This window comes from Rhizobium sp. BK181 (genome assembly GCF_014193305.1).
GTDB lineage: Bacteria > Pseudomonadota > Alphaproteobacteria > Rhizobiales > Rhizobiaceae > Rhizobium.
In genome coordinates this window covers 1-11,109 of record NZ_JACHZA010000036.1, presented here as the reverse complement: position 1 = coordinate 11,109, position 11,109 = coordinate 1, and the positions used below count along the sequence as shown (strand labels likewise).

The following is an 11,109-nucleotide window of genomic DNA, read 5'->3' as shown; positions in this document are numbered from 1 at the left end:
GTCGACACGTCGCCAATGTTCTTGGCGCCACCCTCGCTGAACTTCGCCGGAAGCGGCATCTCCGGGGGAACATGGTCCGGACCGCTCACACAGCCCGCGAGTAGGAGCAGAAGCGCCGGAGAGGCAAAGCGAAAAGATGCCATTAAAAATCTTCCTGTAACTCGACCAAATCTATTCTTGTCAGAAGCCTTCATGCTTCGCTATCGGCCGCGCTTCGCTCGTACGAGAAACACCATCCCGAAGCAGTTGGCGGCAATGTAACAACGAGTCTCATTTTCTCACAGTGCATTTATACAACACTCACGCTTCATTTTTTTGCGCCCGCGAGAAGAGCCGGCGGATGACAACGAAGAATGAGGGCACAAAGAAAATGCCAAGAGCGGTTGCTGCAAGCATGCCGCCGAGCACGCCGATGCCGATTGCGTTCTGTGCCGCCGAGCCCGCTCCGGTCGCAACCGCCAGCGGTACGACGCCCAAAATGAAGGCAAGCGACGTCATGATGATAGGACGCAGGCGCAGGCGCGCTGCCTCGAGCGTTGCCTCGAAGAGCCCCATTCCTGTTTCCATTCGGTCCTTTGCGAACTCGACGATCAGGATCGCGTTTTTCGCCGCTAGACCTATCGTCGTCAGCAGACCGACCTTGAAGTAGACGTCGTTTGCCTGGCCAAAGAGCGTAGCGGCGACAAGAGCCCCCAGCACACCCACCGGCACGGCCATGATAACTGAGAACGGGATCGACCAGCTTTCGTAAAGCGCTGCCAGGCAGAGGAAGACGACGAGCACTGAGATCGCATAGAGCATCGGCGCCTGCGAACCGGACAGGCGCTCCTGGTAGGAGATGCCCTGCCAGGCCACGGTGTAGCCACCGCCCAGCCGTGCTGTCAGAGCTTCCATCTCGTTCATAGCGTCGCCGGAGCTGACGCCGGGTGCCGAGGCACCGTCGAGCGGGATGGCGCTCACCGCATTGAAGCGCGCCAGTGTCGGCGCCCCCTTGACCCATTCGGTGCGGGTAAAGGCCGAGAATGGCACCATCTCACCGCTCGAGTTGCGGGCGTACCAATGATCCAGATCGTTCGGCTGCATACGGAACGGAGCGTCGCCCTGCACGTAAACCGGCTTGATCTCGCCGTTCAGCGTGAAGTCGTTGACGTCGCGGCCTGTGAAGATGACCGAGAGCATCGAATTGACCGCGGTGATATCGACGCCCATCGCGCCGATCTTCTCCTGGTCGATGACAATCTTCATCTGCGGCTCGACTTCCTTATTGTTGCTGCGCAGAGCCACGACTTTGCCGCTGGCGTTTGCCATCTGGATCAATCGCTTCGAGGCCGCATCGAGCGCTTCGGTGCCATGACCGCCGGTGTCGACAAGATACATGGAAAAGCCGCTCGAGACACCGAGGCCCTGGATGGCCGGCGGCAACAGGGCAAAGACTTGCGCTTCACGGTAGGTGAAGAAGGTTTTGAGCGCGCGCGTGACGACGGCCTGCGCATGCAGGTTCGGATCGGTGCGCTCCTTGAAATCCTTGAGTTTGGTGAACACGATCGCGCTGTTCTGACCGGAGCCGTTGAAGCCGAAGCCAAGCGCACCAAAGACGGATTGGACGGCGTCCTTCTCGTTCTCCTGGTAGTATTTTTCGACCTTCTCGACCACAGCCTGGGTCTGCTGCGTCGTCGAGCCGGGAGGCGTGGTGACGATGGTCAGCAGAACGCCCTGGTCTTCCTGCGGCAGGAAGGAGCTCGGCAGGCGGTTGAAGAGATAAGCGCAACCGACGCCAATAAGAAGGAAGACGAGCATGACGCGGATCGGTCGCTTCAGCAGGTAGCCGATGGACCGGACATAGCTGTTGGTAGAACGTGTGAAATTGCGGTTGAACCAGTCGCCGATCCGGTGCTTCTTGTGCTCGCTCACCGGCTTCAGCATCGTCGCGCAAAGCGCCGGCGTCAGTACGATCGCGACGAGCGCAGAAAGCAGCATCGCGGAGACGATCGTCACGGAAAACTGACGATAGATGATGCCGGTCGAACCGCCGAAGAAAGCCATCGGAATGAAGACCGCCGTCAGAACGAGGGCGATGCCGACGATAGCGCCGGTGATTTCGCCCATCGACTTCTCCGTCGCTTCCAGCGGCGAAAGCTTTTCTTCCGTCATGATGCGTTCGACGTTCTCGACGACAACGATCGCGTCGTCGACGAGAAGGCCGATAGCGAGAACCATGGCGAACATCGTCAATGTGTTGATCGAATATCCCGCCATCGCGAGGATGCCGAAAGTGCCTAGCAGGACCACTGGCACAGCGATCGTCGGAATGATCGTCGCCCGGAGGTTCTGCAGGAAGACCAGTAGCACGATGAAGACGAGAACGATGGCTTCGATCAGGGTGTGAACGACCTTCTCGATCGACAGTTCGACGAAGGGGGTTGTGTCATAGGGATAGGTGATCTCCACGCCTTCCGGCAGGCCGCGGCTGATGGTGTCGAGGGCGGAGCGGACACGATCGGCCGTATCGATGGCGTTGGCGCCAATGGCGAGGTTGACGGCAAAGCCGCTCGACGGCTGGCCGTTGTAGCGCGATGAGCCGCCGTAGCTTTCCTGGCCGATCTCGATGCGCGCGACATCGCTGAGGCGGACGGTGGAGCCGTCCTTTTCGACCTTTAGAATAATGTGCTCGAAGTCGGAAACGGTGGTGAGCTGGCTCTGCGCGGTGATGGTCACGTTGAGCTGCTGCCCCTCCACCGACGGCTGCGCGCCGAGCGAGCCGACCGAAACCTGGGTGTTCTGCGCTTCGATTGCCGAGGTAACGTCGCCTGTCGTCAGCTGGTATTTCAGCAGCTTGTAGGGATCCAGCCAGACGCGCATGGCGTAACCGGAACCGAAGATGTTAATGCTGCCGACGCCCTCGATACGTTGAATCTGGTCTTCAATCGAGGTCGACATGATGTTGCCGAGGTCAACCGAACTGCGCTTGCCATCGGTCGAAACGAGCGAGCCGACGAGCAGGATACTCGAGGTCGAGCGGGTGACGCTGATACCGGCGTCGATGACATCACCAGGCAGCTTGGACTGGACCAGCTGGAGCTTGTTCTGGACCTGAACCTGCGCGATGTCGGGGTCGGCGCTGGTGCCGAAGGTCAGCGAGATACTGGCAGACCCGGTCGACGACGTCGACGTCATATAGGTCAGGTCGTCGAGACCGGTCATGCCGTCCTCGATGATCGTCGTCACCGACTTTTCGACCGTCTCGGCGCTCGCGCCACGATATGTCGCGTTGATACGCACGGTGGTTGGCGCGATGTCAGGATATTGCGAAATCGACAGCGTGAAGATTGCGAGCAAGCCCGCGAGCATGATCGTGATCGCGATGACCCAAGCAAAGATCGGGCGTCGGATGAAAAACTTGGCCATTGGCTTACTGTTCCTGTGCGGCTCTGATCACGGTTCGTCGCGATTACTTCGCGGCGGGCTTTTGCGCTTCACCGGATGCGGCCTGGTCAGCGGGCACAACGATGCCCTTGTCATTGATCTTCATCGGCATTGGCTTGACGGGCATGCCTGCCGTGATCGACTGCAGGCCGCTGACGATCAGTTGGTCGCCATCCTTGATGCCCTCGGTCACGAGCCAGGCGTTGTTGGAAGGCGACGCATTCTCGAAAATGCGGGTCTCCACCTTGCCGTCAGCCGAGACGAACTGCGCGGTCAACTCGCCATTCGCGTTGCGGCTGGTGGCAAGTTGCGGCAGCGCGTAGCCCTGCTCGGCGCCAAGTTCCAGCGTGGCGCGGACGTACATGCCCGGAAGGATGACGTGGTCGGGGTTTGGAAAACGCACACGGATAATGAACGTGCCGGTCGTCTCACTGACGACGGACTTCGACATATCGAGCGTGCCCTTCTGGTCATACTCCTTGCCGTTCTCCAGGATGAGACGGAAGGCGGCGTTGCCGGCATTGCCCTTGACCTCGCCGCTTCGGATCGCGTCGCGAAGCCGCAGGAGATTGGTGCTTGATTCCGTCAGGAGGATATAGACCGGATCGAGTTGGCGAACGGTCGTAAGCGCCGTCGTCTGATTGGCAGCAACGACGTTCCCGACGTTGTATGCAGTCTGGTCGATGACACCGTCGAAGGGTGCGGTGATCTTGGTGTGGTCAACATCGATCTCGGCGGCTGTCAGGGCAGCCTTCGCGGATTCGACCTCGGCTTGCGCCTGCAGCAGGTTGGTGCGCGCCGTCTCAAGCTCGATCTGTGTCGCGCCGGAACCGACCAGACGCTGATAGCGGTCGAAATTGCTCTGGGCGCTCGGAACGCTGGCTTCCGCCTTGGCAATGGCGGCACGCGCCTGCGCGGCGGTTGCCAGATAAGGAGCGTCCTCGATTTGATAGAGGATGTCGCCCTTCTTGACCTCGCCACCCTCTTTGAAAGGGATCTCGCGAATAATGCCGCTCACCTGCGGACGAATGTCGGCGATCTGCGATGCCTCGGCGCGTCCGGGCAGAATCGTGGTGACGGGGAAGGTGCCCTTCGTGAGCGATACGACACCAACCGGTGCGGCTTGCTGCGCCGCGGCGCCCGGAGCACCGGCAGCCCCCTGCTTGTTGCCGCTATCGCTGCAGGCGGCGAGCACGCCGCCGATGGCAAGGGCGGAAGAAACCAGGAAAATGCGCCGTATCATAATGAATTCCTTGTGCGGTGGCGTCCGAACCAATGACCTGCTTCAACGATGAAGTACGATCATCGATCCAGAATCAAATGCCACTGATCCGAATTTAAGAAAGACTTTACGAAGTGACGTAATTTATGAATCGTCACTTAGCAAGCGCTATTTTGCAGTGCGGCATCGACGAAAATGACGATCTGCTTTGCGCGGTGGACAAGTGTGTCCTTGTCGTCACGGGCGATCAGAACGGGATGCAGGACGCTCGCCAGGACATCGGCAACCGTGGCGGCGGCATCCTTCGGGCTGCTGCAACGATAGCGTCCCTTGGCGACACCTTCTCTTATGATGTCGTCCAGCTTCTGGACGATGCGCTCCCTATATCGATTGCCGGCCTCGAGCTTGGCCTGCACCGTCATCAGGACCATTTCGAAGATGTAGGGGTTCTGCTGGATGTCCTGCAGGTGGCTATCGAGCAGACGCAGGACGAAGCGAAGCAATTGTTCGTTCGGGGGTAAGCCTTCATCGAAGGCCGCAAAGCGGTCCGCGACGTCGCCCAGGTGTCGTTCTGCAATGGCGTCGACAAGGGCGGTCTTCGAACGGAAATGCTTGAAGACGTTGGCAGGCGACATGCCGAGGGAAGCGGCAATATCGGCGATCGAAACGGCAACAAAGCCGCGTTGACGGAACAACAATTCTGCCATCGACAGAATGTCTTCGCGAGTTTCCTCGGCCTTGCGTCTTGGCCTGCGTGCCATCCATTCCCCCGCCGGCTCGTGGCCGGCATCTCATTTTGGCCCGATGCTACCGTCAAGGACGGAATGCCTGCAAGCTAATGTTGCAGGCTGCTTGCCCGACGCTTTACGAGAAGTAGGGTGACAAGTTCTTGCGGACACGCTCAAGCGGCGTGGCGTCGCTGTCGTCCGGAACGAAGCGCTGCGCCGTGATGGTCTCATAGGCCTTGATGTAGACATCGGAGGTCTGCTTGATCAGCTCGGCCGGGATCTCCGGAATTTCGTCCTTGTAGGGATCACAGCGTTCAGCGACCCAGGCGCGTACGAAATCCTTGTCGAAGCTTGCGGGTCGTGTCCCAGCTTCAAAGCTTGCCTGATAGCTGTCGGCAAGCCAGTAGCGGCTACTGTCCGGTGTGTGAATTTCGTCTGCGAGGATGATATTGCCGTTCTCGTCCGTGCCGAACTCGTATTTGGTGTCGACGAGGATGAGACCCTGTTTGGCTGCGAGTTCCTGGCCGCGGGCGAAGAGCGCCAGCGCGTAGCGCGAAAGCGTTTCCCATTGCTCCTTGGTCAGGAGCCCGCGCTCGACGATCTCGGCAGGCGTCAGCGGCTCGTCGTGGCCGCCGTCGAATTCCTTGCTGGTCGGCGTGATGACTGGGGTCGGGAGTTTCTGGTTGTCGCGCATGCCGTCCGGCAGTCGCATGCCGTACATCTCGCGTTCGCCCTTCTTATAGAGAGTGAGGATCGAGGTGCCCGTCGTGCCGGCGAGATAGCCGCGAACGACGATTTCGACCGGCAGGATATCGAGACGTTTGCCGATGACGACATTCGGATCGGGATAGTCGAGAACGTGATTAGGGCAGATGTCCTTCGTCGCCTCGAACCAGTAGCGGGCCGTCTGCGTGAGAACCTGTCCCTTGTACGGAATGCAGGTGAGGATGCGGTCGAAGGCGCTCAGTCTGTCGGTGCTGATGATGATGCGCCGTCCGTCCGGCAGGTCATAGTTCTCGCGAACCTTGCCACGATAGTAATTGGGGAGCTCTGGGAAATGGGCTTCGGAGAGGATTCGCACGGGCTCGACCATCCTTATGCATTGTTCGTGAACTTTCCCCTGCTCTAGTTCCATCACCGGGGATGTCAAGCAGAGCCGCTACTAAAGCCAGAAGAGATAGATAAGAAGAAGCGCAAGACCATAGCTCACCAGCGTCAGCGGGGCGCCGGCTTTCAGGAAGTCGCTGAACCGGTAACTGCCGATGCCCATCGCCAGGGTGTTGTTGTGGTGGCCGAAGGGCGTCAGGAAATCCAGTGAGGCGCCTGCGGCGACTGCGATCAGGTACGCCGACGGAGAATGATGCGCGGTTGCTGCAAAGGCGATAGCGATCGGGCTCATGACGATCGCGACGGTTGCGTTGTTGACAAACGGGGTCAGGAGCATCGACAGAAAGAGGACGAGCGCTACCCCGACGGCAGGTTCGGTCAGCGACACCATCGAACCGAGCGCCGATGCGATGACCTGGGCAGTGCCAGTTGTCGCGACCGCCGAACCTATTGGGATCATCGCGCCAAGCATGATGATGATCGGCCAGTTGAGGTCCGCCATGGCCTGGCGAATGTTCAGGTAATTGAGAAGAGCCAGAACAAGCACGACGCCGGCAAAGGCAATGTCGGGCGTGACAAGTTCGAAGCCCGTTGCCGCGACGCCCGCGGCGAAGATGGCAAAGGGCTGCCAGGACGCCGACTTTGGGGGCGGCCGCTGCGCCGCAAGCGGGAGACACTCGCATTCGTCCAGCGCTTCGGCGATCGCTTCTTGCTCGCCCTCCAACACTAAAATGTCGCCTATTGAGAGCTGCAGATCGGCGAAGCGTCCCTCGATCCGCGGAGAGCGCATCGAGAGGGCCGACACCGTGATGCCGCGGCTGCTGAATACCTCGAGAGAATGCAGTCGCGAGCCGATCAGCGTGCTCTCAGGCATCACGACGGCCTCGACATAGTCCAGATCGGCAGCGGCCAGGCCCGGATGTCGTTGCGGAAGCAGTGTCCCGGCGGATTGCAGCCCCTCGAAGACCGCGTGGTCCGCTTCTGCCAGTAGCAGGTCGCCTGGCTCGACGACGAGTTTGTCGGGCGTGCCGAAAAGGAACTTCTCATCACGAATGAGCGTATGCGGCTGCAGTAAGAATCGACCAGGCAGATCCGAAAGCCGTGTACCGATCAACGATGAGCCCGCCGGGATGCGTCGTTCGGCAATTCTGCGTCTCGACGACGAGGTGGGCTCAGGCGCATCGCTCTCCTCGTTTGGAAAAAGCCTTGGCGCCAGCCAAGCTGTAATGATGATGCCGACGATCGCCACCGGCAAGCCGACATAGGCAAAGTCGAAAAGCCGAAAGCCCGTACCGCTTGCCTCTGCCAAGGCATTGCTGACGAGCATGTTCGCCGGCGTACCGATCAACGATACGATTCCGCCCAACAGCGCGGCAAAGGAAATCGGCATGATCAATTGCCGTTTCGGTATCGCGAGCGCGGCACTCACGCGCAGCGTTGCCGGCAGGGCGATCGAAAAGGCGCCGATGTCATTCATGAAGATGGAAATGAAACCGGCCGCTCCCGACAGGGTGGCGATGACAGCGGTATTCGAAAATCTGGCTCTCACGAAAAAATCCGCGAGCTGATCGAAGATTTGCGCCCGCGCAAGCACTTGCACGATCAGCAGGATCTCGACGACCGTGATGACGACGGGGCTCGCAAAGCCAGAAAAGACCTGTTCGGTCGAATAGAGGCGGAAGGCGTATCCGGCGAGCAGCCCGGTAATCGCAATCACCTCGATGCGGAAGCGCTCCAACGAAAACAGGACGAGCATCGCGAGCAGCAGGATCAGCAAGGATGCTTGCTCGAACGTCATGGTTTGCCCCGAACCTCAATCCATCGCGAGAATGTATCGGTTCGGTCGGCGCTGTATAGAGCGAAATATTCCAGTCGGTGGTCTGCCAAGGTGCTCAGGTCCTGACCTTAGGCTGCAGCCCGGCGCCACGTGCCGGTATCGGTAATCTCCAGCATTGGAGTAGAAAACACGCCCACTGTTCTCTCACGCCATTGCGGACCGACAGCGTCGAGCGTCTCGCACCAGCGGCGTGACTGCAGCATTGCCGCACCGATGGCAACAGGCTCGATCCCGCAGCCGGCAAGAAGTTGCAACCCCGAAACGATCGAGGCGCCGCTGGAAATGACGTCGTCGATCAGCGCCACGCGTCGTTCCTCGAGGAGGGGCAACATGCGCGGGTCTATATAAAGACGCTTTTGTTGGGTGGGCGTGGTAATCGACGAGAGCGCAACGGAAAGGTCATCCCGGTACCAGAATTTTCGAGACGTTCCGAGGGGGACATATCTTGCGTGCCCCAACTTCTGCGCCACGGCTGCGGCAAGGGTCAGCCCGAGCGTCGGCAGACCCGCGACCACCTCCACCTTGAAGCGCTCCATCTTCTCGGCAAGCGATTGAGCCAGCACATCGAGCACCGCGAAGCTCGCCTGGTTGATGATTAGAGACGCCAAGGCATGCTGCCCGTCGGCCAGCACGCGCACCGGCAGGCGAAGCTGTCGCCCGTCTCCTAGCTCGGCAACGTAGCAAGACGAGATGTCGCCGTCGCTCGGGAAGGTGCCCGGATTGTGGATCTCCTGCCAAAACTCGTGTGCCGCCAATTCCGTCATGCTGTCAATTCCGTCTCGTCGTTTCCATGCCCGCGCGCCTGCGCAGTTCCTTCAGTTCCGCGTCCGTCAAGGCGCGCACCGCACCCTTTGGCAACTCACCCAGCGCCAAATCGCCGATCGCAACCCGCACAAGACGAAGGCATTCAATATCCAGCGCTTCCAGCATGCGGCGGATCTGGCGGTTGCGGCCTTCATCGAGTTCGACCTCGATCCAGGCATTCTTTTCGCCGTTCCTCAATGATCTTGCCGAGATCGCCTTGAGAACCTCGCCATCGTGGCGGAGGCCATAGGTCATCTCGGCCAGCATCTCGCTGTCCATGATCCGATTGACCTGCACATGGTAGGTCTTGCTGACGTGGGTGAGGGGATCGAGCAGAGCCTGGGCGAACACGGTGTCGTTGGTAAAGAGCAGCAAGCCTTCGCTCGCTTTGTCCAAGCGGCCGACGGGCGACAGGTGCGGAACGTCGAAATCCGTGAGACAGTCGTAGACGGTCGGGCGGCCTTCCGGGTCATCGCGTGTGGTCACAAGCCCGCGCGGCTTGTTCAGCATGAGATAGATCTTCGCCTCGGCAACCACATTGGTCCCGTCGACGCGGATCTTTGCCGATGTCAGGTCCACCCAGGCGGAGACGTCGGTGACTTTCCGTCCGTCAACCGAAACGCGACCCTCGAGGATCAGCCGTTCAGCCTGCGTTCGCGAACAGTAACCGAGCTTTGAAAGCGCGCGCGGTAGCGTCACACGCTTTGCTAGCGCTTCATCGCTTGGTCTCGTGCGCTCGCGCGATGTCTGTATTGGGCGCCGCTGCCTCACCCTGTTTATTCCTGTCGGTTTCGGAGAAGTCGTAATGACACGAACAGGGGCACTATGCCAGCAAGCGGCAATCAAAACCGGGGACAACGAGACGACGATCTGGAGGCGAGGGGAAGGCTGAAGAAACAAGAAGGCGCCAATGGCGCCATCTTCAATTCTTCAGGTTAGGTCAGCAACATCTCAGTGGCGGGCCATGAAACCGGCGAGCTCCTGGCGGCTGATAACGATGCCCGCTGCCGCTTTGGCGGGATCGGGATGCGTATAGGATAGGAACGGCAATTCGGGCAGTTCAAGGGCTTGGCGCATGTTCATGATGCCTACCGCCTTACGGCCGTTGACGCCATCAACGCTGACTTCGACTATAAAATGTGCTTGCTTGCTCTCCATCAATAGTCCTCCCTTTATTCCAGCGGCGTTAGTAACGACAAAACTTGGTTTTTCTAAGACCAAAGTATTACGGACCGCGTTGATCTTCAGATCAAAGCGGTCCCGATATAAAGGCAGGCGCCCTACCGGCGTCGATCAGTGCCACCAATGGCGTGGAGGCTGCTGGCTGCCACTTAGGAGATAGCCGGCTAGAAAGCCAACCGCAGCGGCAAGTGCCAACGCGGTCGTCGTCGCAGCCGCGTGCTCACGGGCGGCGCCTGCGGCCGCCACACCTTCAGCCCGGATCTGGGCGACCGCGCCTTTTGCGCGGGGCAGGGCATCATCATAAGCCTTGCCGGCCCGTTCGCGCACTTCGTAATAGGCTTCGGCTCCTTGCGCCGAGATCATTTTCTGTAGGCGGGATACTTCCTGCTGAAGCGCGGCGATGTCCTTGCTGACGGAAGCTTTGATGTCGTCGGTGGTGACAGCCATGTCTTTCTCCTTTCCTTTACACAAACGAGAACTCAAAAGAGCTGCGATAGGTTCCGGGTGGTCGGATCTGCAGGGCCGTGAGGGGCAAATGATCCTTTTTGGTCGAGTTTCAACCCTCTGGCACCGCTTTTGGGCGTTCTGTAAGGGATCTGGAGGGGGGGAACGGAGCTCCTCGACCTGTCGGTAAGGGAATTTCGAGGTGCGCTCCCACGCGATCCTGCCGTGTGAATAACTCTCTCCCGAAAATCCGTCAATCGAATCAGTGTGTTACAAAAATGTCAAAAAACTTTGTTTTGCGCTGTTGACTTAGAAAAGGGGTAGGATCTATAAGCCCACTCACTGAACGAGGGCGGCGGCGC

Annotated in this window: 9 protein-coding genes and 1 pseudogene; all 10 read right to left on the bottom strand. The window is 59.5% G+C overall.

Annotated elements, in window-relative coordinates:
* Positions 1 to 143: pseudogene (locus FHT77_RS31880) on the bottom strand (nodulation protein NodT); the annotation flags it as partial.
* Positions 144 to 300: 157 nt separating this feature from the next.
* On the bottom strand, positions 301 to 3,405 hold the full coding sequence (locus tag FHT77_RS30980) for an efflux RND transporter permease subunit (RefSeq protein WP_183759290.1): 3,105 nt from the start codon (positions 3,403 to 3,405) through the stop codon (positions 301 to 303).
* Between the two features lie 43 nt (positions 3,406 to 3,448).
* On the bottom strand, positions 3,449 to 4,666 hold the full coding sequence (locus FHT77_RS30975) for an efflux RND transporter periplasmic adaptor subunit (RefSeq protein ID WP_183759289.1): 1,218 nt from the start codon (positions 4,664 to 4,666) through the stop codon (positions 3,449 to 3,451).
* Between the two features lie 137 nt (positions 4,667 to 4,803).
* Positions 4,804 to 5,406 carry a TetR family transcriptional regulator gene (locus tag FHT77_RS30970; protein WP_183759288.1) on the bottom strand — a complete coding sequence of 201 codons (603 nt, stop codon included), beginning with the start codon at positions 5,404 to 5,406 and terminating at the stop codon, positions 4,804 to 4,806.
* A gap of 103 nt (positions 5,407 to 5,509) precedes the next feature.
* On the bottom strand, positions 5,510 to 6,454 hold the full coding sequence (locus FHT77_RS30965; RefSeq protein ID WP_183759287.1) for a phosphoribosylaminoimidazolesuccinocarboxamide synthase: 945 nt from the start codon (positions 6,452 to 6,454) through the stop codon (positions 5,510 to 5,512).
* A gap of 81 nt (positions 6,455 to 6,535) precedes the next feature.
* A complete protein-coding gene (locus FHT77_RS30960) occupies positions 6,536 to 8,278 on the bottom strand; it encodes an SLC13 family permease (protein WP_183759286.1) in 1,743 nt (580 codons plus the stop codon).
* 107 nt (positions 8,279 to 8,385) lie between these two features.
* Positions 8,386 to 9,081, bottom strand: coding sequence for a phosphoribosyltransferase (locus tag FHT77_RS30955; protein WP_183759285.1), 696 nt, complete (start codon positions 9,079 to 9,081; stop codon positions 8,386 to 8,388).
* A 4-nt stretch (positions 9,082 to 9,085) separates the two neighbouring features.
* Positions 9,086 to 9,892, bottom strand: a complete 807-nt coding sequence (locus FHT77_RS30950; protein ID WP_183759284.1) for a pseudouridine synthase — start codon at positions 9,890 to 9,892, stop codon at positions 9,086 to 9,088.
* A gap of 180 nt (positions 9,893 to 10,072) precedes the next feature.
* Complete coding sequence (locus FHT77_RS30945) at positions 10,073 to 10,279, bottom strand: hypothetical protein (RefSeq protein WP_183759283.1); 207 nt, start codon at positions 10,277 to 10,279, stop codon at positions 10,073 to 10,075.
* Between the two features lie 135 nt (positions 10,280 to 10,414).
* Positions 10,415 to 10,750: a hypothetical protein gene (locus tag FHT77_RS30940; protein WP_183759282.1), complete on the bottom strand. Its 336-nt coding sequence runs from the start codon at positions 10,748 to 10,750 to the stop codon at positions 10,415 to 10,417.
* Between the last annotated feature and the right edge of the window lie 359 nt (positions 10,751 to 11,109).